The following is a 24362-nucleotide window of genomic DNA, read 5'->3' on the forward strand; positions in this document are numbered from 1 at the left end:
CCCCCGCCCCCCCCCCCCCCCGCCGCGGGGGGCCCCCCCCCCCCGGGCGCGATCGGCGGCAAGACGGGATTCACCAACGCCGCCCGCAAGACATTCGTCGGCGCGGCCGCCCGCGGCGGCCCCCGGCTGGTGATCGCCATGATGTACGGGCTGGTCAAAGCGGGCGGACCGACATACTGGGACCAGGCCGCGAGCCTGCTCGACTGGGGCTTCGCGCTGAGCCCACAGGCCAGCATCGGCTCGCTGTAGAGCAGGCGAGCAGACGCAAAATCCCCCGTTTCAGCGCGAGATTGGGGGATTTTACGTCTGCTCGGCCTAAAAGCCCGGATTCTGGAAGGCGGCGTTCAGCAGGGCCAGCAGCATCGGAATTCGCTGTTCGTCCAGCTCCGGCACCGGCACCACGCCCTGCACCAGGGCGGCGCCGTCGAAGACGTTCGCCACTAATCCGACGATCACCGGGAACTTGTCGTCTGGGAACTGATCTGCGCCCGGCAGCATCCGGCAAGCGTCGACGATCTTCTCGGCATACTGCCCGAGCTCGTCCTGCAGCGTGGCCTTGAGCTTCTCGTCGGTGCGAGCGGCGACCAGCAGTTCGTAGAGCACCGCATTCCCCGGGCCACGGGTGATGTCCCGCAGAATCGTCAGGGCCGCCTCCAAGGGCGGCTGGTCGGGCGGTAGCGCGCCTACCTGCTGGATGCCCCACTCCAGCTGGCGGCGCAGCACCTCGGATGCCGTCGCGGCCATGAAATCGCCCATCGTTGCGAAATGCCGGAACAGCGCGCCCACGGACACTCCCGCGCGCTTGGTGATCAGGGCGGCGGATGCCCGCGCGTATCCGACCTCGACGATGGTGTCGATGCAGGCGTCGAGTAGCCGTGCGACGGTTTCCTCGCGGCGTTGCTGTTGGGTCCGGGCCATCTCAGGCGCTGACGCTCAAAACACGCCGTTCCTCACCTGCATCCCGCTCGCCCGCACGTAGGTATCGGCCCGACTTCATAGTCTGACCATAGCCGTCGCGGAATTGCCCGTTGCGAAATACCACTACGCCGCCCACGCCCGTTGCTGCCACGGTCGCATCGTTGCGGTTCACCATCCGCCGCAGACCGCCGTAGAAGGGCACCGCTTCCTCGTGGTATCCGTCCAGCGACTCGTCCAGGTGGGCCGGGTCGACCACCACGAAATCCGCCCGGTCGCCCTTACGTAACGTGCCGGCGTTGATGCCGAACCACTCGGCCACCTCGCCGGTCAGGCGATATACCGCGCGTTCGATGGACAAAAACGGCCTTCCGGCCCGCTGGGCGTCCAGGGTTCGCCGTAGCAGCCGCAGCGCATAGTTGTAGAACGCCATGTTGCGCAGGTGCGCGCCGGCATCGGAGAAGCCCATGTGGACGCTGGGCTCCGCGGCGAGCTGGTCGAGCTGCTTGGGCCGGTGGTTGGCGATCGTGGTTGTCCACCGGACGTTGCGTTCGCCGTTCTCGACGAGCACGTCCAGGAACGCGTCAAGCGGGTGCAGCCCGCGTTCGTCGGCGATGGCGCCGAAGCTCTTGCCGATCAACGTCTCGTCCGGGCACTCGACGATCACCGCGTCGTGAAAGTCGCGGTGCCACAACGACGGTCCGAGCTTGATGCGGTCGAACTCACGCCGGAACCGCCGGCGGTAGGACTCGTCGGCCAGTAGCTCGTTGCGCTCGAACTGTTCACGCAGATGCAGGGCGGCCGTGCCGGCACCGAACTCCTCGAAGACCGGCAGGTCGATTCCGTCGGAGTACAACGTGAACGGGACCGGCAGGTGCTGGAATCGCACGCTCGAGCCCAGCAGCTTGTTGAGAATCCGGGTGCCGACGCCGATGACGTACACAATCAGCGGCATCGACTTGGCGTCGGAGGACACCAGCATGCTCATCCGGGTTCCCTTGCCGCCGTTCAGCAATCGGCTGCTGGCCAGGAAGAACAACAGCGGAGACAGCGGGTTGTCGACGTCCGGGGCGCTCTGCAGCAACCGGCCCCGCTTGCGCAGCACGTTGATCAGCCTGCGGCGTTCCCGCCAGGTCGCGAAGGTCGACGGCAGCGCGCGCGACCGGAACCGGTCGCCGTCCAGCTTGTCGATCGCCGCGTCCATCCCGGACATGCCCAGCACACCGGCATCGAGCGCGTCATCGAGCAGTTTGGTCATCCTCTGCAGCTCGGCCTCGGTGGGCCGGACATTGCGGTCGGTGGCGCGGTCCAGCCCCATCACAGCGGTCCGCAGATCCGAATGACCAAGCAGTGAGCCGACATTCGGCCCGAGCGGCCGTGACTCGAGGGCGTCGATGTACTCGGCCGGCGTGGACCACGTCTTGTTGGCGTCCAACGCGTTGTACACAAACTGGCGCGGCACCGCTTCCACCCGGCTGAACAGATCGGCGGCGTCCTGGGAGTCGGCGTAGACGGTCGACAGTGAGCAGTTACCCAGCAGCACGGTGGTGACGCCGTGGCGCACGGATTCCCGCAGGCCGGGATCGAGCAATATCTCGGCGTCGTAGTGGGTGTGTACGTCGATGAAGCCCGGCAGAATCCACTTGCCCGCCGCGTCGATCACCTCGGGACAGCCGGTCTCGTCCAGCGGCGGATCCGACGGGCCGGCCACGGTTGCCACCACCCCGTCGCTAATGCCCAGCGTGCGGAGTTGCGGAGGGCTGCCTGTGCCGTCGAACCACAAGCCGTCGCGGATGATCACGTCGTACGTCATGCCCCAAGTCTACGCTTAGAATGTAAGCACTCGCTTTCTTTGCCGGGCCGTTGGCGAGTCGAGATCAAAGCGATAACTACAGGTAGATCAGCGGCCGGGGCCCGACGGGGCCGTCGTCGGCGTCGTCGTGGTCGGGGCTTCGGTGGGGGTGCTGGCAGGCGCCCGCGGGTCGGGCACGTTGACCCCCGGAGGGACCACCCCGCTGGGGCTGGCCACTGCGGGGATCCGGATCACCGCCCCCCGCTGGCCACATTCGTTGGTTTGCACGGTGACCGTCATTTCGCCGGCGAAATCGCCGTGCGGCTGCGGTCGCAGCGTCAGCACCTGCGTCGTGGTCTGGGTATTCGCCAAACCATTCCCCCCGACGCAGGGGAACTGCACCGTTTCCGCTTCGGACTGCCACTGACCCTCGCCGAAGTGCATGACGATGTGACCGCCGCCCGGCGACTTGGCCTGCGTGTGGTCCTCGTCGTCGAGCAGCGTTCCGCTGGCGGTACACGCCGCCGGCGTGCACGACGAGCGAAAGGCCCACCAGGTGTTCACGTTCGGCGGTTGCGGGTCGGGGAGGTAATTGAATGTCTGCTTGGCGCGCTGGACCTCGATGCGATAACTGCCGTCGAGCGGCACCGGCGCCGAAGGCTCGGGGGGGCCGGTGGTCGTCGGCGGAACGACGGCGGCCGGCGTGCTCCGCGACGTGCCGGCGGCCTGACTGGACTTCTTTTCGGCGTTGCGGCCGATCGCGATGCCCGCGGCAAGCACCCCGACGACCAGGAGTGCCGCCGCACCGGCCAGCAAAACCCGGCGGCGCCGGCGCGGTGCGGCGTTGCTGCCGGTCGAGTAGTCGTCCAGTCGCCGCGCCAGCAACCCGGCGGCCGATTGCAGTACCGTGCCACGCTGTTTGGGCATACCGGGAACGGAGTCGGGCGCTTCGGCCGCGTTCGCGGCCACGGTGTGCGCCGTATCGGGCCATGCATACGCGGGATAGTCGACGACCTCGACGGTGAACGCGGCCTCGGGACTGTGCTGGCCGACCGAGACACCGGCCTGTTCGTTCGCGGCGCCGGCAAACTCCGCGCAGCTGGCGAATCGGTCCGCGGGATTCCTGGCCAGGGCTCTGGAGAACACACCGTCGAGGTGGGCCAGCTCGGGACGCTGATCGCTGAGCCTGGGGGGTGCGCCGTTCATCAGCTGGTCGACCGCGGTAGCGGGGTCACCGGGCTGGACCGGCGGCGCACCGGCCAGCAGGTGAAATGCGGTGGCCGCCAGTGCGTACTGGTCGGCGCTCCCGTCGAAATCGCGGCCCATCAACTGTTCGGGCGCGGCGTAGCCCACGGTGCCGGCCGGCGGGGCTATCCCGAGATCCGACAACAGCATCCGCTGTTCACCCTCACCCCGGCTGGTCAGCAGGATGTTGGCGGGTTTGACGTCGCGATGCAGCAATCCACGGTGATGGGCGTAATCGAGGGCTTCGGCCATGGCGGTGACCAGCGCAAGCACTTCACCCGCCGGTGACACCGCCGGGAAACGCTCGGTGATCAGCTGCGCGGCGCTGCCGCCCTCGATGTAGTCCGTCGCAACCCAGAGTTGCCCGTCGGACTCGCCGCGGTCGTGCACCTCCACGATGTGCCGGTGATAGAGACTCGAGACGACCGGGGTCTCAGCATGAAAGCGGCGCCGGAATTCGCTGTCCGACGACATCGCGAGCGAAAGCACTTTCAGCGCCACCCAGCGCGCCGATCGCGGGTCCTGGGCCAGGTAGACCTCACCCGTCACACCCGAACCCAGCCTGCGGGCGATCGTGTAACCGGCAAAGGTTGCGCCGCTGGCCAACGCCATTTCGAGATCCTATCCGCGTTCGGGAAACCGCGCGCGTTCAGCGCGTCCAGGCCCCGCCAACCGAAACACCTTGCCGCGCAAGATCACCAGCTCCGGATGGTTGAGCACGCCGGTGCCATTGCGCGGATCGTCCGAGTAGCACACCAGATCAGCCGGCGCCGCGTCTTCGATGGCTGGGCGGCCCAACCAGCGACGCGCATCCCAGCAGGCGGCGCCCAACGCCTCGCCCGGGCTCATCCCGATGCGCTTGAGGGCTTCGATCTCGTCGGCGATCCGGCCGTGCTCGATCATGCTTCCGGCGTCGGTGCCGGCGTATATCGGCACACCCGCATCCCGCGCCGCGGCGATCCGGTCGTAGCCGCGGGCATACAGGTCACGCATGTGGGCGGCGTAGGTGGGATAGCGCGACGCAGACTCGGCTATGCCCGGGAAGTTTTCCAGGTTGATCAGCGTGGGGACCAGCGCGGTGCGGTGCTCGAGCATCAGTGCGATGGTGTCGTCGGTGAGCCCCGTGCCGTGCTCGATGCAGTCGATCCCGGCCTTGATCAGCCCCGGCAGCGCGTCCTCGCTGAAGACGTGCGCGGTGACCCGGGCGCCCTGGGCGTGTGCGGCGTCGATCGCGGCCCGAAGCACGTCGTCGGACCACAGCGGGGCGAGGTCGCCGATCTTGCGGTCGATCCAGTCGCCGACCAGCTTGACCCAGCCGTCGCCGCGTCGCGCCTCGACGGCGACCGCCGCGGGCAGCTGCGATTCGTCTTCCAGCTCGACCGCGTAGCCGGCGATGTAGCGCTTCGGCCTGGCCAGATGTTTGCCGGCCCGGATGATGCGCGGCAGGTCGTCGTGGTCGTCGAGGGCGCGCGTGTCGGTCGGGACGCCGCAGTCGCGCAGTAACAGCGCGCCGACGTCGCGTTCGGTCTCGGCCTGGGCGATCGCCTCGTCGATCTCGACGCCGCCGTGCTTACCGAGCCCCACGTGGCAGTGCGCATCGACCAGACCGGGCAGGATCCAGCCGCCGTCGAAGACGGTGTCGGCGTCGGCGCCGGGCTCGGTGCTGATGCGCCCGTCGACGACCCACAGTTCGATTCCGGTCTCGTCGGGCAGTGACAGACCTCGCACGTGCAGGCGCAAGGCGAGGCTACTTCCTGCCTGGGTTGCCCGGGAACTTGAGCTTGGACAGGTCGAAGTCGGCCAGTCCGGGCGGCAGCTCGTTGAGACCTTCGGGCATTTGCGACAGGTCGGGGAACCCCGCGGGGATGTTCGGCGCACCCGGCACCCCGGGCCCGAACGGACTGCGCACCTTCGGCGGCGTGGGGCCGCGCTTCTTGCCCTTCTTGCCACCCTTGTTCTTGGCGCCGCCCTTGGCCTTTCGCGTCGCCGACTTGCGACCCAGACCGGGGATGCCCATGCCGCCGAGCATCGACGACATCATCTTGCGGGCTTCGAAGAACCGGTCCACCAACTGGTTGACCTCGGACACTGCCACCCCGGAGCCGTTGGCGATGCGCAACCGCCGCGACGCGTTAATGATCTTGGGATCGGCCCGTTCTTCCGGCGTCATGCCGCGAATGATGGCCTGGATCCGGTCGAGTTGCTTGTCGTCGACCTCGGCCAGGGCATCCTTCATCTGGCCCGCGCCGGGCAGCATGCCTAGCAGGTTGCCGATCGGGCCCATCTTTCGGACGGCGAGCATCTGCTCCAGGAAGTCCTCCAGGGTCAGCTCGCCGGCGCCGATCTTGACGGCGGCCTCCTCGGCCTTCTTGGCGTCGAAGACCTGCTCGGCCTGCTCGATGAGGCTGAGCACGTCGCCCATGCCCAGGATGCGGCTGGCCATCCGGTCCGGGTGGAAGACGTCGAAGTCCTCCAGCTTCTCGCCGGTGGAGGCGAAAAGAATCGGGACGCCGGTCACTTCGCGGACCGACAGGGCGGCGCCACCGCGCGCGTCGCCGTCGAGCTTGGTCAGCACCACGCCGGTGAAGCCGACGCCCTCGCCGAATGCCCGCGCGGTGGCGACGGCGTCCTGGCCGATCATCGCGTCCAGGACGAACAGCACTTCGTCGGGATCGATGGCCGCGCGAATGTCGGCGGCCTGGGCCATTAGCTCCTCGTCGATGCCCAGGCGTCCGGCGGTGTCGACGATGACGACGTCGAAGTGCTTGGCCCTGGCTTCGGCGAGCCCGGCCGCCGCGACGGCCACCGGGTCACCGGGACCTGACTCAGGCGAGGCGCCCGGGTGCGGCGCGAACACCGGTACCCCGGCCCGTTCCCCGACGACTTGCAGCTGGTTGACGGCCGCCGGCCGCTGCAGGTCGCAGGCCACCAGCAGCGGTGTGTGTCCTTGGCCGCGCAGCCATGCGGCCAACTTGCCGGCCAGCGTCGTCTTACCGGAGCCCTGCAGGCCGGCGAGCATCACCACGGTCGGCGGCGTCTTCGCGAACGCCAGCTGGCGGGTGGGGCCACCGAGGATGCCGATCAGCTCTTCGTTGACGATCTTGACGACCTGCTGCGCCGGGTTGAGGGCGCCGGACACCTCGGCTCCGCGGGCGCGTTCCTTGATCCGGTGGACGAACGCTCGGACCACCGGCAGCGAAACGTCGGCTTCCAGCAGCGCGAGCCGGATTTCGCGGGTGGTGGCATCGATATCGGCGTCGGTGAGACGACCCTTGCCACGCAGCCCTTGTAGGGCAGCGGTCAACCGGTCGGACAGCGATTCAAACACGCCCGCCAGCCTAATGGTGCTGCCGCGGACGCGGCAGAGAAGTCCCAGCCGGGCGAAGCGGGGCGTTCGGCGTGAATCCTGGGCTTCGCGAGTGAATCCAGGGCTTCGCGAGTGAATCCTGGGCGGAGATATGCGCCGATTCCCGCCCCACACGCACTCCGAAAGCCCACAATTCACACTTAACGCCGTGGGTTCACACTCAACATCGTGGCAGCTGAGAACGCGGGCGGCCGCAGCGGGCGACGACGTCCCAGTGGCCCATTCTTCGGCGAAGCGATGGCGGCAAGCCAAGGGAGCAACCACGTGCTCGAGGTGATCGACAAAGGGGCCTGCACCGACGCGCATCCGGTGCCGCTGCTGTTCGTACACGGCGGTTGGCACGGCGCATGGTGTTGGGAGCATTTTCTGGACTACTTCGCAGCCGAGGGCTACCGCGCCGTTGCGCTGAGCCTGCGGGGACACGGGGCGAGCCCCACCGACAAGCCACTGCACGCGGTTTCCATCGCCGACTACGTCGACGACGTACGCGCCACGGCCGGCGAGCTGGGCGGGCCGGTGCTGATCGGTCATTCCCTGGGCGGCTACGTGATCCAGCGCTACCTGGAAGACCGCGATGCCCCGGCTGCGGTGTTGGTGGGTTCCCTGCCGCCGCGAGGCGTGCTCGGCGCGGCACTGCGGGTCTGGCGCCGTCGCCCGTGGCTTTCCGTGCAGTCGTTCGGCGACCCCACGTTGGTCAAGTTCCTCAGCAGCCCGGCCCGTGCTCGCGAATACCTCTTCTGCGCGGACACGCCCGAAACCATCGTCGAATCCTGCTGGAACCGCACCGGCGGCGAAAGCATCCGCGCCGCGATGAGGGATCCGATGTTTCGCCGCGTCAAGACCGAGCGGGTGACGACTCCGATTCTGGTCCTGGGCGCCGTGCACGACGGCTTCGTCAGCGTCGGCGCCGTGCGTGCCACCGCACGCGCCTACCGGACCGAACCGGAGTTCTTCTTTATGGGACACAACATGATGCTCGAACCCGGCTGGGCCGACGTGGCCGGACACATCCACAGCTGGTTACAGACACGCGGCCTGACGAGCTGACTCACCTCGCTGCCGCAGCGAAAAGCGTTGCCGTGCTACATTTCACAGCCGCGGCCTCACCGGGTGGCCGCTCCGAGAATTGGGGGGATTCGTTGTCGCTGCAGGCTGTCAGCCGCACGGATCCCGAAGAGACGTTGCGCGGTTGGCAGCGTCGCGCCCTGGTCAAGTACCTGGCGGCCCAGCCGCGCGATTTCCTGGCCGTGGCCACGCCGGGCTCCGGCAAGACGACGTTCGCGCTGCGGGTGGCCGGCGAACTGCTCGGCCATCGCGCGGTCGAACAGATCACCGTCGTCGTGCCCACCGAGCACCTCAAAGTTCAATGGGCACAAGCCGCTTGGCGGCACGGCCTGGCGCTGGACCCCAGATTCTCCAACTCCAACGCCCGGCACTCGCCGGAGTATCACGGCGTGCTGGTCACCTACGCCCAGGTCGCGTCGCATCCGACGCTGCACCGGGTGCGAACCGAGCAGCGCAGGACCCTGGTCGTCTTCGACGAGATCCACCACGGCGGCGACGCCAAGACCTGGGGCGATGCCATCCGCGAAGCCTTCAGCGACGCCGCCCGCCGACTTGCCTTGACGGGCACGCCCTTTCGCAGCGACGACAGCCCCATCCCGTTCGTGCGCTACGAGCCGGGGCCCGACGGGGTGCTGCGGTCGCAGGCCGACCACAGTTATGGCTACGCTGAAGCGCTGGCCGACGGCGTGGTCCGGCCCGTGGTGTTCCTCGCCTACTCCGGCCAGGCACGCTGGCGAGACAGCGCGGGCGAAGAGCACACGGCCCGGCTGGGTGAGCCCCTGTCCGCCGAGCAGACCGCACGAGCGTGGCGCACAGCACTGGACCCGGCCGGCGAATGGATGCCGGCGGTGATCGCAGCGGCCGATCAACGACTGAGCCAGCTGCGCGCGCATGTTCCCGACGCCGGTGCCATGATCATCGCCTCCGACCGGACCGCCGCCCGCGCCTATGCTCGTCTGCTGGCGACGCTCACCGCAGAAGAGCCGACGGTGGTGCTGTCCGACGACCCCGGATCGTCCTCGCGCATCAGCCAATTCGCGGACAGCACGAGTCGTTGGCTGGTCGCGGTGCGGATGGTCTCCGAAGGCGTCGACGTGCCGCGGCTATCGGTCGGCATCTATGCCACCAGCGCGTCGACGCCGCTATTCTTCGCGCAGGCCATCGGGCGGTTCGTGCGGTCGCGCCGCCCGGGGGAAACCGCGAGCATCTTCGTGCCGTCGGTGCCCAACCTGCTGCAGCTGGCGAGCGAGCTGGAGGCCCAACGCGACCACGTGCTCGGCGAACCGCATCGCGATGCCGGCGATGCCGCTGTCGATGATCGGCGCACTCAAACCGAGATGGACGACACTCAGCAGAGCTTCACCGCGTTGGGAGCCGACGCCGAACTGGACCAGGTCATCTTCGACGGATCCTCGTTCGGCACCGCCACCCCGGCCGGAAGCGACGAGGAGGCAGACTACCTCGGCATCCCGGGACTGCTCGACGCCGAGCAGATGCGCGCCCTACTGCACCGCCGCCAGGACGAGCAGCTGCAAAAGCGGGCCCGGCTCGAGCGCCAGTCAGGCTCACCGGCGGCGCTGACGACGCACGGCCAGCTGCGTGAGCTGCGCCGCGAACTCAATGCGCTGGTGTCGATCGCGCATCACCGCACCGGCAAACCACACGGCTGGATCCACAGCGAACTGCGCCGCCGCTGCGGCGGGCCGCCGATCGCGGCAGCGAGCAGCGAACAGCTCAAAGCCCGTATCGACGCTGTGCGGCAACTCAATTCGGAGCGGCGGTGACGGTCAGCTCGCTACCGCGCCCAGCGCGGCGAGCAGGTGCTCGTTGACCATGGTTTGCACGTCGGCGCCGGGTTCCTCGGGCAGCACCACGCAGAACACGTCGGCCGCCGTCGAGCCGAAGGTGTTGACCTTCGCCCAGACGATGTCGGCTCCGGCACGCTCCAGTGCCCGGGTGAGCAGCGCGAGCAGACCCGGCCGGTCCGTCGCGCGGACTTCGACGATCGGCTGGCCGGGCGTCGCGGTGTCGAACCAGAGGATGCGCGGCGGGGCCGTCGGCCGTGTCACAGGCACCCCCGCCTGCACTTCCCCAGCCCGGCCGGACGCGGCGGCGGCCGCCTCAACGTCGCGCTCCTCCAAAGTGCCCAAGACGTCGATGTCGCCGGCAAGGGCACCGACGAACTGCTGACGCAGCAGGTCGGCCGCGGCCGGTGCACCGAAATGCGGCGACACCACGAACTCGGTGATCGCGACCCCTTCGGAGACGTTCACCAAGGCCGAATGCACGCCCAGGGAATTCAGCGCCAGTACCGCGGCGGCTTTGGACACCAACCCCCGTTGGTCCGGGGCGACCATCACGGCGTGGTACATCCGCTCGCCGTCGCCCGGCTTGATCTCCACGTGCACGCCATTGTTGACCGCAAGTGAAAGATAGTGCGGCGCAGTCGGTTCGGCCTGCGGCAAGGCCTCGCCCGCCATCACCAGCTGGCAACGGCGGACCAAGTTCTCGACCAACGATGCCTTCCAGTCGCTCCACACTCCGGGGCCGGTGGCCTTCGAGTCCGCCTCGGTCATCGCGTGCAACACCTCGAGTAACAGCGGGTCCCCGCCGATGGCCTGCGATACGTACTCGATGGTTTGGGGATCGTTCAGGTCGCTTCGGGTGGCCACCACCGGCAGCAGCAGGTGATAGCGGACCAGCTTCGAAAGCATCTCGATGTCCGGGGGCGACATGCCCAGCCGCTGACCGATCTGGACGGCCAGCTCCGACCCCAGCACACTGTGATCGTCGCTGCGGCCCTTGCCGATATCGTGCAGCAGCGCGCCCAGCGCCAGCAGATCGGGTCGCCCCACCCGGGTGGCCAGCGGCGCCGCCTGCACGGCGGTCTCGACCAGATGACGGTCCACCGTCCACTTATGGGCGATATCCCGCGGCGGAAGGTCGCGGATCGCGTCCCATTCCGGCAGCAGCTGGCTCCAGAGTCCGGTGCGGTCCAGCGCTTCGATCGTCCCGACGACGGCCGGCCCGGCACCGAGCACGACGAGAAAGTCGTCCAGTGCCTGGCGCGGCCAGGGTGACTTTAACCGGGCCGCGCTGTTGGCAAGATGCGTGAGGGTGGCTGCGGCAATGGGCAATCCGGTCGACGCCGACGCCGCGGCCACCCGCAGCACCAGACCGGGATCGCTTTCCGGTTTGGCGTCGCGGGCCAGCACGACTTCCCCGGCGTACTCGACAACGCCTTCGGCCAGCGGTCGGCGTTTCGGGCGCCGCATCAGGGCCGACACGCCGCGCCGCGGCAACGCGTTGGCGGCGGTCCGCAGCCCGGTTTCAGCCTCGTAGCTGATGGTGCGGGCGGCGTGGGACAGCATGCGGGAAAGGTCGAACCTGTCACCGATATGCAGCGCCGCGCTGATCTCGTCGCCGAATTGGGCCAGCAGGATGTCGCCCCCGCGGCCGGAAACGCGGTGCAGCTCGGTGCGCACGTCGAGCAGCGTCCGGTATGCATCGTCCAGCGAGCCGGCCGCCGCGTCGGCGTTGTGCGCGCGATGGCGGTCGACCAGCTGGGCCACCGCCAGCGCGTCGAGCAACTGGGCGTCGCGCAGGCCGCCGCGCCCCAACTTCAGGTCCGGCTCGGCGCGGTGTGCGATCCGGAAACAGCGACGCCAGCGAGCCTGCGTCATTTCGATGAGTTCGTCCATCCGGGTGCGGATTCCGCTGCGCCACTGCCGCCGCACCCCGGCGATCACCTCGGTCGACAACTGCTCGTCGCCGGCAATGTGGCGCGCATCCAGCATGCCCAGGGCGGCGGTCATGTCGGAATTGGCGGTACTCAGGGCCTCACTGACGGTCCGCACACTGTGGTCGAGCCGAATGTTGGCGTCCCACAGCGGATACCACAGCTTGTCGGCGACGTCGCCCAGCACGTCGGCGGGCTTGCCGTCGTGCACCAGCATCAGGTCCAGATCCGAGTACGGCAGCAGCTCCCGGCGGCCCAGCCCACCGATCCCGACGATCGCGAAGCCACTGGTGTCGGTGATCCCGATCTCGGCCGCCTTGGCCCTCAGCCAGGACTCGTGCAGATCCAGCAGTGCTTGCCGCAACTCGGCCGAATCAAGTTCGCGGTGCTCAGGTGCCAGCAGCTTGCGTCGCGCGGCAGCCAAATCAGTTGCTGCGCAAGCACTTCCTATTTCCGGACCCTCCAATCGAGATGCGCCGCCCGGCGCGGTCCACCGTCAGAGGGCGTCGGTTCCGCGTTCGCCGGTGCGTACCCGCACAATCGTCTCGACCGGGCTGACCCACACTTTGCCGTCGCCGATCTTGCCGGTTCGCGCCGCCCGGACAATGCTGTCCACGACCTTGTCGACGATCGAGTCGTCGACGACGACCTCGATGCGAACCTTCGGGACGAAATCCACCGAGTACTCCGCGCCCCGGTAGACCTCCGTGTGGCCCTTCTGCCGACCGTAGCCCTGGATTTCGCTGACCGTCATTCCCAAGACACCGGCGTCTTCGAGGCTGGTCTTGACGTCATCGAGCGTGAACGGCTTCACGATCGCGGTGATCAGCTTCATTAGCGCTCTGCCTCCACTCTGTCGTCCACTCGCTCCTGCAGGCCGTTACGGGTGTCCAGCACGCTGGTCCGTGGAGGAAGAACCGAACCACTGGTGACGGCGAAGTCGTAGGCCGACTCAGCGTGCTCCGACTCGTCGATGCCAGTGGCCTCCTGTTCGGCACCCAGACGCAATCCCATGGTGTATTTGAGGATCAACGCCAGGATAAGTGTTACCACGCCAGAGTAAATCAGAACGCTGAATGCGCCGATGGCCTGTCGTTCGAGCTGGGCCCAGCCGCCGCCGTAGAACAAGCCCTTGGAGACCCCGGCTATGCCGTTGATGGCCGTGCTCTCCGGGGCCGCGACCAGGCCCACCATCAGGGTGCCCGCCAATCCGCCGACCAGGTGCACACCGACCACGTCGAGCGAGTCGTCGAACCCGAAGCGGAACTTCAGCCCCACCGCCAGCGCGCACAGCACCCCGGCCACCAGGCCGATCGCCAGGGCGCCCAGCACGTTGACCGACGAACACGACGGCGTGATGGCCACCAGCCCGGCGACGATGCCCGACGCCGCGCCCAGGGTCGTGGCCTTGCCGTCGCGGATGCGCTCGGTGAGCAGCCAGCCCAGCATGGCCGTGGCCGTCGCGATGGTGGTGGCCATGAACGTCGAGCCGGCGGCGCCGTTGGAGGTCAGTGCCGACCCGGCGTTGAAGCCGTACCAGCCGAACCACAGCAATCCGGCACCCAACATCACGAAGGGCAGGTTGTGCGGGCGGAACAGCGTCGTGGGCCAGCCTTTGCGCTTGCCCAGCACGAGCGCAAGCATCAGCCCGGCCACACCGGCGTTGATATGCACCGCCGTTCCACCGGCGAAGTCGATGGCGTGCAGCTTGTTGTTGATCCAGCCACCGTGCTCGGCCGAATACTTGTCGGCCGCGAAGACCCAGTGCGCAATCGGGAAGTAGACCAGCGTCGCCCACAGCCCGGAGAACACCAGCCAGGCGCTGAACTTCAGCCGGTCGGCCACCGCGCCGGAGATCAGCGCGACGGTGATGATCGCGAACATCAGCTGGAAGGCCACGAACACGGTGGCGGGCAGCGCGTCCGGCGGGGTGCCTACCAGCGCGATGTCCGTGGCGGAGGTGGGCGGCGACGCGGTCGGATCCGCGGGGACGGCATTGCCGCCGATGAGGTGCTTGAGGCCGAAGAATTGCAGTGGGTCGCCCGCGAAGTTGGCCTTATCGTTGCCGAATGCCATGGAGTAGCCGTAGAGCACCCACAGGATGGTCACCACGCCCATCGAGCTGATGCTCATCATGATCATGTTGAGCACGCTTCTGGCGCGCACCATGCCGCCGTAGAAGAACGCCAGACCCGGCGTCATCAACAGCACCAGCGCGGAACTCGCCAACATCCAGGCGGTATCGCCTGCGTTGGGCTGGCCCATTAACGGGTATGTCACTCGCAATCACCTCCGGTCGGCCCCGAAAACAGGCGTCAGACACGTGCCTGACGACCTGATCCAGAACCTTGCGCAATGGTTGTTTCGGCAATACAGCCACCATGTTTCGGCGGTATTAACGTCGCTCTCGGGCGCCCTGATTCAGCCCAGCAGCGCGTCTACGAAGGCGGCGGGCTCGAACGGCGCCAGATCGTCCGGCCCTTCGCCGAGTCCGACCAGCTTCACCGGCACCCCCAGCTCTTGCTGCACGCGGAAAACGATGCCGCCCTTGGCCGTTCCATCGAGCTTGGTCAGTACGGCGCCGGTGATGTCAACGACCTCGGCGAACACCCGCGCCTGCGCCAGCCCGTTCTGGCCGATGGTGGCGTCGAGCACCAACAGCACCTCGTCGACTGCCGCGCGGCGGGTAACGACACGCTTGACCTTCCCGAGTTCGTCCATCAGCCCCACCTTGGTGTGCAATCGCCCGGCGGTGTCGATGACCACAACGTCGGCGCCGGCCGCGATGCCCTTGTCGACGGCGTCGAACGCCACCGACGCCGGGTCGGCGCCTTCGGCTCCGCGCACCACCTCGGCGCCCACCCGGACAGCCCAGGTCTGCAGCTGATCGGCCGCGGCGGCCCGGAAGGTGTCGGCGGCGCCCAGCACGACGCGGCGGCCGTCGGCCACCAGCACCCGCGCCAGCTTGCCGACGGTCGTCGTCTTGCCGGTGCCGTTCACCCCGACCACGAGCAGCACCGACGGATGGTCGGCGTGTGGCAGCGCCCGGATCGAGCGGTCCATACCGGGCTGCAGCTCGTCGATCAGCACGTCGCGCAGCACTGCGCGGGCGTCGGCTTCGGTACGCACGCTGCTGCTGGCCAACCGGCTGCGCAGTGCCGACACCACCGATTCGGTGACCACCGGGCCCAGATCGGCGACCAGCAGGGTGTCCTCGACGTCCTGCCACGATTCCTCGTCGAGATCCCCGCCGCCGATCAGGCCCAGCACGCTGCGGCCGAGTGCGTTCTGTGATTTGGCCAGGCGCCCGCGCAGGCGTTCCAATCGGCCTTCGGGCGGCGCGATCGCCTCGATTTCGAGCTGCTCGGGGGCCTCGGCTTCCGGTGGGGCCAGCGTCTCGGCCTCCGGCTCGAACTCGGGAAGCAGAACATCGGAGATCGTGCGTTTGGGCGCGTCGCGGGGAATGGTCGCGTCGTCGCCGACCGCGGGCAGGCCGCTGGTGTCGATGCGGTCCTCGACAGGGGTGGCCGTCTGGCTGAAGGTGATGCCCGACGACGCCTGATAGCCGCCCGAACGGTCGATAGCCTCGGTCTGCGGCCGCGCCGAGAGGCTGATCCGCCGCCGTCGGTAGAGCACCAGTCCCACGACCAGCGCGGCGACGATTACCAGGGCGGCGATGACCGCGATGGCGATCCACAGACCTTCCGACACGCTGACAATCCTTTCAGCCGTGGGTGACTCCGGCGCTCGTGGGGTTGCCGGCGTTCAGTCTGAATCGTCGGCGGAGGAATCGGCCGGAACCCCGCCCTGCCGTCACCCGCAAAGCCGTGCGTTCACACTAATAGCCATCACGTTCACACGAGACTTACGAGGAAGTAGAGGCCAACTGGTCAACCTCTTGGCCACGCATCCGCTGCGAGATCACCGCGGTGATGCCGTCGCCCTGCATGGTCACGCCATACAGCGCGTCAGCGACCTCCATCGTGGGCTTCTGGTGCGTGATGATGATCAGCTGCGAATGGGCCCGCAGCTGTTCGAACAGGCCCAGCAGGCGGCGCAGGTTCATGTCGTCCAGCGCGGCCTCCACCTCGTCCATGATGTAGAACGGCGACGGCCGGGCCCGGAAGATGGCCACTAGCATCGCCACCGCCGTCAGCGCCTTCTCGCCGCCGGACAGCAAAGACAGGCGGGTGATCTTCTTGCCGGGCGGACGCGCCTCCACCTCAATACCGGTGGCGAGCATGTCGTCCGGGTCGGTCAGCCGCAGCCGGCCTTCGCCGCCGGGGAACAGCGAGGCGAACACGCCCCGGAATTCGCGCTCCACGTCGGTGAACGCGTCGCTGAATACCTGCAGGATGCGCGCGTCGACGTCGGCGACCACGTCGAGCAGGTCTTTGCGGGCGGCCTTGACGTCCTCGAGCTGGGTGGACAGGAAGTTGTAGCGCTCCTCCAGCGCAGCAAACTCCTCCAGCGCCAGCGGATTCACCCTGCCCAGCTCCGCCAGTTCACGCTCGGCGCGTTTGGCCCGCCGCTCCTGGCTCGGCCGGTCGAATGGCATCGGAGCCGGTGCGACCACCTGTTCGCCGCGCTCGCGGGCCTGCTCGAATTCGGCCATCTCGAGTTCGGTCGGTGGCAGTGCGACGTGGGGGCCGTACTCGGCGACCAGGTCGTCGGGCGCCATGCCGAACTGCTCGAGAACCATTTGCTCCAGCTGCTCGATTCGCAGGGCCGCCTGCGCGTTGGCCACCTCGTCGCGATGCAGCGAATCGGTCAGCGTGGCCACCCGCGCGGTCAGAGCGTTCACCTCGCCGCGGACCGCCACCAGCGCCTCGGACCGCTGCCGGCGTTCGGCAGCCAGTGCGTCGCGCATCCCCGACGCCGCCTCGACCACCTGGTCCAGCCGCGCAGCCAGCAGCCGTCCGGCATCGGCAACCGCCGCGGCCACGGCGGCCGCGTGTAGCCGTGCGGCGTGGGCCTGTTGGGCCCGCACCCGCGCCTCGCGTTCGGCGGCGGCCGTCCGGCGCAGCGAATCCGCGCGTCCGCGTACGGCATTGGCTCTTTCTTCTGCCGTCCGCACTGCCAGCCGGGCTTCGACTTCGGCGCCGCGGGCGGCTTCGGCGGCAGCAGCGATCTCTTGCCGGTCGACCGGCTCGACGTCATGCACCTGTTGGGTCGCTTCGGCGTTGCGCAGCCGGGTCTCGAGTTCGACGACTTCCTGCAGGGTCGCGGCGCGGGCGGCTTCCAATTCCTCCCGCTGCCGCAACAACCGGCTGCACTCCTCGTCGGCCGCGCGCGCGTCCTGGCCGAGCCGGCCGAGCTGCTCGTACATCGCCGAGATGGCGGTGTCGGATTCGTTGAGCGCGGCCAACGCCTGCTCAGCCGAGTTCTGCCGGGCCGTCTGCTCGGCCAGCGCGCCGGACAACGCCGCGCTCAGTTGCGCCACCTGGGCCTCAGCAGCGGCGAGCTCGCCACCGGCCTTGTCGATCTCCGACGTGACCTCCAGCGTGGAAAGCTTGCGGTCCGAACCACCGCTCACCCAGCCGGCCCCCACCAGGTCGCCGTCGACGGTCACGGCACGCAGTTGCGGCTGGATTGCCACCAGATCCAGGGCCGCGCCCAAGTCGGCGACCACCGCCACTCCGGACAGCATGGCGACCATCGCGCCGCGCAGCCGCGGGGGTGCCTCGATCAGGTCCAGCGCCCACAGTGCCCCGCCGGGTAGTTCGGCGACCGGTCGCTGCTCGGGGGCCGGCCAGTCGCCCAGCACCAGCGCCGCACGGCCCGCGTCGGCTTGCTTGAGCGCGGCAACCGCTCCGCGGGCGGCGCCGAGGCTGGCCGCGGCCAGCGCGTCGGCCGCCGATCCGAGCACGGCGGCCAATGCCGCTTCATAGCCTGCGCGCACTTTCACCAGCTTGGCGATTGGCCCGAGAAGCCCTGCGCCGCTGTGGTTCTCGGTGAGCCACGCCGCGCCGTCCTTGCGTTCGAGCCCAACCGACAGCGCATCGATGCGGGCCCGCAGCGACGCCACCTCGCGTTCGGCCGTCCGCTCGGCGGCCTGTAGTTCGACGACGCGTTCGTCGGCCAGCCGCAGTGCGGCTACCGTCCGCTCGTGGTGCTCGTCGAGGCCGGCCTCGCCCTGGTCGAGTTCACCGACCTTGCCCTGCACGGTCTCGAACTCCGCTCGGGTCTGCTGGGCCCGGGCGGCGGCCTCCTCGATGCGCTCGGACAATTGCCCGACGCTGTCGTCGATCGATTCGACGCGCGCGCGCATCGTCTCGGCCTGGCCGGCAAGCCGCGCCAGCCCCTCCCGCCGGTCCGCCTCGGCCCGGACCGCCGCCAGATGCGCCCGGTCCGCCTCGGCGGCGCGGGCCTCCCGGTCGGCCAATTCCGTCCGGGCGGCCTCCAGCCGGTTGCGCGCCGCGGCCAGCTCAGCCAGCAGTTGCCGCTCGGCAATCTCCACCTGCTGCGCCTCGGCTTCCAATTCTTCAGGTTTTCGGGGATTGGTGTCGCTGCTGGTCACCGGCTCGACGTCCAGGTGCTGGGCCCGTTCGGTCGCGATGCGCACCGTGGCGCCCACCCGTTCGGCCAGGGCCGACAGCCCGAACCAGGTGTGTTGCACCGAGTCGGCCCGCTGCGACAGCGACACCGCCGCTTCTTCGTGGGCGGCCAGCTCCTCGGAGGCCAACGTCAGCCGGGCCGCCACCTCGTCGTGCTCGCGCCGCATCGCTTCCTCGGCCTCGAAGATCGCGTTCCGCTCTGCCTGCCGGCTGACCATGTCATCGGCGGCCAGCCGCAGCCGGGCGTCCCGCAAGTCGGCCTGGATTCTTGCGGCCCGCTGTGCCATTTCGGCTTGACGCCCGAGCGGTTTGAGCTGGCGCCGCAGCTCGGTGGTCAGATCGGTGAGCCGGGCGAGATTGGCCGACATCGCGTCGAGTTTGCGCAGCGCCTTTTCCTTGCGCTTGCGATGCTTGAGCACCCCGGCGGCTTCTTCGATGAACGCCCGGCGATCCTCGGGCCGCGACTGCAGGATTTCGTCGAGCTTGCCCTGCCCGACGATGACATGCATCTCGCGCCCGATCCCGGAGTCGCTGAGCAATTCCTGGACATCCATCAAACGGCAACTGCTGCCGTTGATTTCGTATTCGCTGGCGCCGTCGCGGAACATCCTGCGGGTGATCGACACCTCGGAGTAGTCGATCGGCAGCGCGTTGTCGGAGTTGTCGATGGTGACGGTGACCTCGGCGCGGCCCAGCGGGGCACGCGACGAGGTGCCGGCGAAGATGACGTCCTCCATCTTCCCGCCGCGCAGCGTCTTTGCTCCCTGCTCCCCCATCACCCAGGCCAGGGCGTCGACGACATTGGATTTGCCGGAGCCGTTAGGCCCGACGACGGCGGTGATGCCGGGCTCGAAACGCAGAGTCGTCGGCGAGGCGAAGGACTTGAAGCCCTTCAGCGTCAGACTCTTGAGGTACACGAGGGGCCAGATTACCGCTGGACCAGATGGCGGTGACCCGGCGCGCCCGGCTTCGCCGCGCTTCCGATCACCGCTCCACGAAGCCGGTGAACCGCTCCCGCGCCTGCGACCAGTCGGCGACGACCTTGTCGACTTTGCCGGGTGTGCTGCCGCCCTGCAGCAGTTGCAGCAATTTCTCGCAGGCCTCGCGCGGCCCCTGGGCGATCACCAGCACCCGGCCGTCATCCTGGTTCGCGGCATACCCGGTAAGACCCAGCGCCAACGCACGGCACCGGGTCCACCAGCGGAAGCCCACTCCCTGAACCCAGCCGTGCACCCAGGCGGTGAGCCGGACGTCACCTTCCGGCATCAGCGACCTCGAAGGTGACGGTGGTACCGGATTTGAGCGTGCGCCCCACCGTGCAGACCGCGTTGACCGCGCGATTCACGACCACCAACAGCCGCTGCTTGTCGTCGGGGGACAGTCCCGACAGGTCTACTTCCAGGGTCTCCTGCAGCAGCGGATAACGTTCCTGGTCACGGTCGGCCGCACCGGAGACGCGCACCACCGCTCGGTAATCCTCGCCGAGGCGGTGGGCCAGCGGCTGGTCGCTGGCCATGCCACTGCATGCGGCGAGCGCGATCTTCAGCAGCTCACCCGGGGTGAAGACGCCGTCGACATCCTCCGAGCCGACGAGAACCTGCCCGCCCCGCGAGCTGTGCCCGGTATACCGGCGCGTTCCGGTGCGCTCGACCCACAGTTGCGTCATGGGTCTTTTCTACCGGGTGGTGGTCCCGCCGAGATCGACGGCAGCGCGCAAAACCGCGAGAGAGCACCGCGCCAGCGTCAATTTCGACGCCGACGGCCGGCAGGCATACTGCGTTGCATGCCCACGGTCGTCGCATTCCACGCCCACCCGGACGACGAGGTCGTCCTCACCGGCGGCACGCTGGCGCAGGCGGCGGCGGCCGGGCATCGCGTGGTGATCGTCACGGCGACCGACGGATGCGTGCACAACGAGGAGGCTGACCGCCTGGGCGAATTGCGTTCGAGCGCAAGCATCCTGGGAGCCCATCGAGTTGAATGTCTCGGCTACGCCGACAGTGGATACGGTCCGGAATTCTATCCGGATCCGCCCGGGCGGGTCAGATTCGGTAGAGCGGATGTCGACGAGGCGGCCCAACGGCTCGCGGCCATACTTCGCGACGAGGACGCAGACCTCCTGCTCAGCTACCAGCCCAACGGCGGCTACGGCCACCGCGACCATGTGCAGGTGCACCATGTCGGCAAGCGCGCCGCCGAACTCGCTGGCACCCCGCGAGTGCTGGAGGTGACCATGCCGCGCGAATTACTCTTGTGGACGGCGTATCTGGCTCGCCTGTTGCGGCTGCCGGCACCCTACGATGAGGACATCGCTCGTACCGCATACGCTCCGCGAGGGACCATCACGCATCGGATCAACATCTTCCGCTTTGCTCGGCAGAAGCGGGATGCGTTGGCGGCCCACCGCTCTCAGATCGGCAGCACGGGACCGGCGGTGCGCATGTTCGGCCTCCTGCTTCGCCTGCCACCACAAGTGTTCGGTCTGCTGTTCGCCCACGAGTGGTTCGTCGATCCGGCCTTTGCCCACAGGTCACCGGTTACCGTGCGCCGCAACATCTTCGATTGATTTGAGGCCTAGATGCGGGGCCGCGGCTGGCATTTCGGGCAGTAGAACGACGACCGGTTCATGAACTTCTCCCGGCGCATTACCGCGCCGCATCGGCGACAGCTTTTTCCTTCGCGGCCATAGGCATCCAGCGATCGGTCGAAGTAGCCCGACTCGCCGTTGACGTTGACATACAGCGAATCGAACGACGTCCCGCCCTTCGCCAGCGCCTCGCGCATCACGTCGGCGGCCGCATCGAGGACCATGGACAACTGCCGGCGGGTCAGCTTGGCGGCCAACCGGGCTCCGTGCACCTTGGCCCGCCACAGCGCCTCGTCGGCGTAGATATTGCCGATGCCGGAGACTACGGTCTGGTCGAGAAGCTGCCGCTTGATCTCGGAGTGCTTGCGGCGCAACACCTTTACTACGGCGTCGGTATCGAACCGCGGGTCCAGCGGATCGCGCGCGAGGTGGGCGACGGGTGCCGGCACCACGCTGCCGTCCACGGTCACCAGGTCGGCGAGCATCCAGCCGCCGAACGTGCGCTGGTCGGCGAAGCTCAGCACCGTCCCGTCGTCGAGCAAAGCCGAGATCCGGACGTGATCGGCGCGCGGCACGGTCCCCAGCAGCATCTGCCCGCTCATGCCGAGATGAACCACCAAAGCGGCATCAGGCTCGGCGCCGTCTGCGGCGTCCAGTAGTAGCCACAGGTACTTGCCGCGCCGATCGCTGCCCTCGATCCGCGCCCCGAGCAACCGGGCCGTCAGGTCGGCGGGACCGGCTTCGTGGCGGCGTACCGCCCGGGGGTGGTGCACCCGAACAGCCGTGATCGTCTTGCCCACCACATGGGTTTGCAGTCCGCGCCGCACCACCTCGACTTCAGGCAGCTCAGGCATCTAGTGATGATCGCAAGCGCGGCGAAGCCGGGCGCAGCGGGTCATTACCATGGGCTCAGACAGAAGATTTTCCGGCGGGGTCGCGCACATCCAGCGCGTCCAGCGCATTCCAGGCTGCCGATGCCGCTTTTTGCTCCGCTTCCTTCTTGGAGCGACCCACGCCCGAGCCGTATTCGGTATCCATCACGACGACCACCGCGGTGAATTCCTTATCGTGGTCGGGGCCGGTGGAGGTCACCACGTAGGACGGCGCACCCAGGCCGCGGGCCGCAGTCAGCTCCTGCAAGCTGGTCTTCCAGTCCAGGCCGGCGCCGAGCGTGGGTGCCGCGTCCAGCAGCGATCCGAACAGCCGCAAGATCACCTCGCGAGCCACCTCGATGCCGTGCTGCAGGTAGATCGCGCCCAGCAGCGACTCCATCCCGTCGGCCAGGATGCTGGACTTGTCGGCCCCGCCGGTGTTCGCCTCGCCGCGTCCCAACAACATGTGGACACCCAGCCCGCCGTCGGTAAGGCGGCGTGCGACGTCGGCCAGCGCCTGAGTGTTGACCACGCTCGCGCGCAGTTTGGCCAGGTCCCCCTCGGAACGGTCGGGATGGCGGTGGAACAGCTCGTCGGTAATGGTCAGGCCCAGGACGGCGTCACCGAGGAACTCCAGGCGCTCGTTGGTCGGCAGTCCGCCGTGTTCGTAGGCGTAGCTTCGGTGGGTCAGAGCCAGCGAGATCAGCTCGTCAGGCAGTTCGACTCCGAGGGCGTCGAGCAGGACTTGCCGCGACGGCGTCACCGCTCATCCTGCCCGGTCTCCGGCCTGTCCGAGCCACGCATTCCGGCCAACTTGGCCCACCGCGGGTCGATGCGGTCGTGGCGGTGACCAAGCTCGTCGGCAAGCGCAACCCCGCATTCCGGACACAATCCGGGGCAGTCCGCCCGGCAGACCGGCGAGAACGGAAGCTCCAGCCCCACGGCGTCGATGATGGGCTGCTCGAGGTTCACGGTGTCGTCGACGACGCGGCCGACCTCGTCTTCCTCGGTGGTCGCCTCGGTCGCACTGGCCGGGTACGCGAAAAGTTCCGTCAGGCTGACCTGCACTCGGCCTTCGACCGCGGTCAGGCAACGGGCGCATTCACCGGCTGTCGGTGCGGTCACCGTCCCGGTCACCAGCACGCCCTCCGACACCGACTCGACTCGCAGGTCCAGATCCAGCGGGGCGCCTCGCTCGATCGCTATCAGCTCCAGCCCGATACGAGCGGGGCTGGGCCACGTGTCGCGTACGGCGAACATCGCTCCCGGGCGACGACCCAGGCGCGCGATGTCGACCACCATCGGCGACGTCGGGTGCCTGTGAGCTGCGGTGCTGTGCTGGCGCGCCATAGCAGAAATCCTACGGCGCGCACCCTGCAGCGCCAGAGCCTTGTTGGAGCCTTATAAGCCGGTTACCGGGTCGCGTAGTCGTGGGTACCGGCTGCGGTGCGGAGCTGGTGACGGCCGCGGCTAACTGAACGGATGGTGCCGTTGAGGAATTCCTCGAACTCGGCCAGCTTGTTGTCGACGTAGATGTCGCACTCGCCACGCAGCCTGTCGGCTTCGGCGTGCGCCGTGTCGATGAGGCGGGTGGCCTCGGCGTTGGCCGCCTCCACCACGCTGTTCTGCGACACCAGGCGCTGCTGCTCCTTGATGCCCTCCTGCACAGCCTTCTCGTAGGAGATGTTGCCGTTCTCGATCAGCCGGTCGGCCTCGGCTTTGGCGCGGCTGACGCTGGCTTCGTAGTCGCGTTTGGCGGCAGCCGCCAGGCGAACCGCCTCTTCACGGGCCTCGCCGACCATCCGCTCGCTGTGCTGACGTGCCTCCGCGACCATCCGGTCTGCCTGCGATTTCGCGTCGGCGAGGATGCGGTCGGCCTCCGCGCGCGCATGGTTGACCATCGACTCCGACTCGGTGGTCGCCGTGGCCACCATGGAGTCGGCGTGCGTCTTGGCGTCGTGCAGCATCGAATCGCGGGCGTCGAGCACGTCCTGAGCGTCGTCGAGCTCTGCGGGAATCGCGTCCTTGATGTCATCAATCAGTTCGAGGACATCGCCGCGAGGGACCACGCAGCCTGCCGTCATCGGCACGCCACGCGCTTCTTCCACGATGGCGCCCAATTCGTCAAGCGCTTCAAAGACTCGGTACACGGCCATACCCTCCTGGCATCTTGCAAAATCCCGGTTGTTACCAGTGTGCCTGGTGTTACCTTTGTGACTGTGG

General features: G+C 68.2%; 19 protein-coding genes and 1 pseudogene. 4 read left to right on the forward strand and 16 right to left on the reverse strand.

Going from position 1 to position 24362, the window contains the following annotated elements:
- Window positions 1-249 (forward strand): annotated as a pseudogene (locus A9W99_RS08485) (hypothetical protein); the annotation flags it as partial.
- A 66-nt stretch (window positions 250-315) separates the two neighbouring features.
- On the opposite strand, the gene A9W99_RS08490 reads toward A9W99_RS08485, so the two are convergent.
- The 5 genes from A9W99_RS08490 to ffh form a co-directional block, all read right to left on the reverse strand.
- Window positions 316-918 carry a TetR/AcrR family transcriptional regulator gene (locus tag A9W99_RS08490; protein ID WP_067375751.1) on the reverse strand — a complete coding sequence of 201 codons (603 nt, stop codon included), beginning with the start codon at window positions 916-918 and terminating at the stop codon, window positions 316-318.
- Between the two features lies 1 nt (window position 919).
- Window positions 920-2728, reverse strand: a complete 1809-nt coding sequence (locus A9W99_RS08495) for an amidohydrolase family protein (RefSeq protein WP_067375752.1) — start codon at window positions 2726-2728, stop codon at window positions 920-922.
- A gap of 87 nt (window positions 2729-2815) precedes the next feature.
- Window positions 2816-4564: a serine/threonine-protein kinase gene (locus A9W99_RS08500; protein ID WP_067375754.1), complete on the reverse strand. Its 1749-nt coding sequence runs from the start codon at window positions 4562-4564 to the stop codon at window positions 2816-2818.
- Between the two features lie 9 nt (window positions 4565-4573).
- Window positions 4574-5692, reverse strand: a complete 1119-nt coding sequence (locus A9W99_RS08505) for an amidohydrolase family protein (RefSeq protein WP_067375756.1) — start codon at window positions 5690-5692, stop codon at window positions 4574-4576.
- 7 nt (window positions 5693-5699) lie between these two features.
- Entirely contained in the window at window positions 5700-7280 is a 1581-nt protein-coding gene (gene ffh, locus A9W99_RS08510; protein WP_067375758.1) for a signal recognition particle protein, read from the reverse strand.
- A gap of 303 nt (window positions 7281-7583) precedes the next feature.
- On the opposite strand from ffh, the gene A9W99_RS08515 reads away from it, so the two are divergent.
- Both A9W99_RS08515 and A9W99_RS08520 read left to right on the forward strand, forming a co-directional pair.
- A complete protein-coding gene (locus tag A9W99_RS08515; RefSeq protein WP_067375760.1) occupies window positions 7584-8366 on the forward strand; it encodes an alpha/beta hydrolase in 783 nt (260 codons plus the stop codon).
- A 98-nt stretch (window positions 8367-8464) separates the two neighbouring features.
- Window positions 8465-10168 carry a DEAD/DEAH box helicase gene (locus A9W99_RS08520; protein ID WP_371514937.1) on the forward strand — a complete coding sequence of 568 codons (1704 nt, stop codon included), beginning with the start codon at window positions 8465-8467 and terminating at the stop codon, window positions 10166-10168.
- 3 nt (window positions 10169-10171) lie between these two features.
- On the opposite strand, the gene A9W99_RS08525 is transcribed toward A9W99_RS08520, so the two are convergent.
- From A9W99_RS08525 to A9W99_RS08555, 7 genes are all read right to left on the reverse strand, one after another.
- A complete protein-coding gene (locus tag A9W99_RS08525) occupies window positions 10172-12589 on the reverse strand; it encodes a [protein-PII] uridylyltransferase (protein WP_082929912.1) in 2418 nt (805 codons plus the stop codon).
- A 30-nt stretch (window positions 12590-12619) separates the two neighbouring features.
- Entirely contained in the window at window positions 12620-12958 is a 339-nt protein-coding gene (gene glnB / locus A9W99_RS08530) for a nitrogen regulatory protein P-II (protein ID WP_003878721.1), read from the reverse strand.
- Window positions 12958-14388, reverse strand: coding sequence for an ammonium transporter (locus A9W99_RS08535; protein ID WP_067375764.1), 1431 nt, complete (start codon window positions 14386-14388; stop codon window positions 12958-12960). Before A9W99_RS08535 ends, glnB begins: the two co-directional genes overlap by 1 nt.
- A gap of 156 nt (window positions 14389-14544) precedes the next feature.
- Window positions 14545-15834 (reverse strand): signal recognition particle-docking protein FtsY, encoded by a 1290-nt coding sequence (ftsY, locus tag A9W99_RS08540; RefSeq protein ID WP_067375766.1) that lies wholly within the window; start codon window positions 15832-15834, stop codon window positions 14545-14547.
- 154 nt (window positions 15835-15988) lie between these two features.
- Window positions 15989-19597 carry a chromosome segregation protein SMC gene (gene smc, locus A9W99_RS08545; RefSeq protein ID WP_067375768.1) on the reverse strand — a complete coding sequence of 1203 codons (3609 nt, stop codon included), beginning with the start codon at window positions 19595-19597 and terminating at the stop codon, window positions 15989-15991.
- 67 nt (window positions 19598-19664) lie between these two features.
- Window positions 19665-19946, reverse strand: a complete 282-nt coding sequence (locus tag A9W99_RS08550) for an acylphosphatase (protein ID WP_067375770.1) — start codon at window positions 19944-19946, stop codon at window positions 19665-19667.
- Window positions 19933-20346 carry an OsmC family protein gene (locus tag A9W99_RS08555; RefSeq protein WP_067375772.1) on the reverse strand — a complete coding sequence of 138 codons (414 nt, stop codon included), beginning with the start codon at window positions 20344-20346 and terminating at the stop codon, window positions 19933-19935. The genes A9W99_RS08550 and A9W99_RS08555 overlap by 14 nt, the downstream gene beginning before the upstream one ends.
- A gap of 117 nt (window positions 20347-20463) precedes the next feature.
- Between A9W99_RS08555 and A9W99_RS08560 the strand changes: the two genes are divergently transcribed.
- The gene (locus A9W99_RS08560; protein ID WP_067375774.1) at window positions 20464-21246 is read left to right on the forward strand and encodes a PIG-L deacetylase family protein; all 783 of its coding nucleotides are present in this window, start codon (window positions 20464-20466) and stop codon (window positions 21244-21246) included.
- 8 nt (window positions 21247-21254) lie between these two features.
- On the opposite strand, the gene mutM is transcribed toward A9W99_RS08560, so the two are convergent.
- From mutM to sepIVA, 4 genes are all read right to left on the reverse strand, one after another.
- On the reverse strand, window positions 21255-22121 hold the full coding sequence (mutM, locus tag A9W99_RS08565; RefSeq protein WP_067375776.1) for a DNA-formamidopyrimidine glycosylase: 867 nt from the start codon (window positions 22119-22121) through the stop codon (window positions 21255-21257).
- Window positions 22122-22176: 55 nt separating this feature from the next.
- A complete protein-coding gene (gene rnc / locus A9W99_RS08570) occupies window positions 22177-22902 on the reverse strand; it encodes a ribonuclease III (RefSeq protein WP_067375778.1) in 726 nt (241 codons plus the stop codon).
- Window positions 22899-23489: a DUF177 domain-containing protein gene (locus tag A9W99_RS08575; RefSeq protein WP_216639719.1), complete on the reverse strand. Its 591-nt coding sequence runs from the start codon at window positions 23487-23489 to the stop codon at window positions 22899-22901. The genes rnc and A9W99_RS08575 overlap by 4 nt, the downstream gene beginning before the upstream one ends.
- A 62-nt stretch (window positions 23490-23551) precedes the next feature.
- Window positions 23552-24289 carry a cell division protein SepIVA gene (sepIVA, locus tag A9W99_RS08580; protein ID WP_067375889.1) on the reverse strand — a complete coding sequence of 246 codons (738 nt, stop codon included), beginning with the start codon at window positions 24287-24289 and terminating at the stop codon, window positions 23552-23554.
- Between the last annotated feature and the right edge of the window lie 73 nt (window positions 24290-24362).

It is taken from the genome of Mycobacterium sp. 1164966.3, from assembly GCF_001665395.1.
Taxonomy (GTDB): domain Bacteria; phylum Actinomycetota; class Actinomycetes; order Mycobacteriales; family Mycobacteriaceae; genus Mycobacterium.

Excerpts from the sequence above, each read along its gene's own strand:
- A9W99_RS08490 (WP_067375751.1), bottom strand. The coding sequence starts at position 918 with ATGGCCCGGACCCAACAGCAACGCCGCGAGGAAACCGTCGCACGGCTA.
- A9W99_RS08495 (WP_067375752.1), bottom strand. The coding sequence starts at position 2,728 with ATGACGTACGACGTGATCATCCGCGACGGCTTGTGGTTCGACGGCACA.
- A9W99_RS08500 (WP_067375754.1), bottom strand. The coding sequence starts at position 4,564 with ATGGCGTTGGCCAGCGGCGCAACCTTTGCCGGTTACACGATCGCCCGC.
- glnB (WP_003878721.1), bottom strand. The coding sequence starts at position 12,958 with ATGAAGCTGATCACCGCGATCGTGAAGCCGTTCACGCTCGATGACGTC.
- A9W99_RS08535 (WP_067375764.1), bottom strand. The coding sequence starts at position 14,388 with ATGGGCCAGCCCAACGCAGGCGATACCGCCTGGATGTTGGCGAGTTCC.
- A9W99_RS08550 (WP_067375770.1), bottom strand. The coding sequence starts at position 19,946 with ATGCCGGAAGGTGACGTCCGGCTCACCGCCTGGGTGCACGGCTGGGTT.
- A9W99_RS08555 (WP_067375772.1), bottom strand. The coding sequence starts at position 20,346 with ATGACGCAACTGTGGGTCGAGCGCACCGGAACGCGCCGGTATACCGGG.
- A9W99_RS08560 (WP_067375774.1), top strand. The coding sequence starts at position 20,464 with ATGCCCACGGTCGTCGCATTCCACGCCCACCCGGACGACGAGGTCGTC.
- mutM (WP_067375776.1), bottom strand. The coding sequence starts at position 22,121 with ATGCCTGAGCTGCCTGAAGTCGAGGTGGTGCGGCGCGGACTGCAAACC.
- A9W99_RS08575 (WP_216639719.1), bottom strand. The coding sequence starts at position 23,489 with ATGGCGCGCCAGCACAGCACCGCAGCTCACAGGCACCCGACGTCGCCG.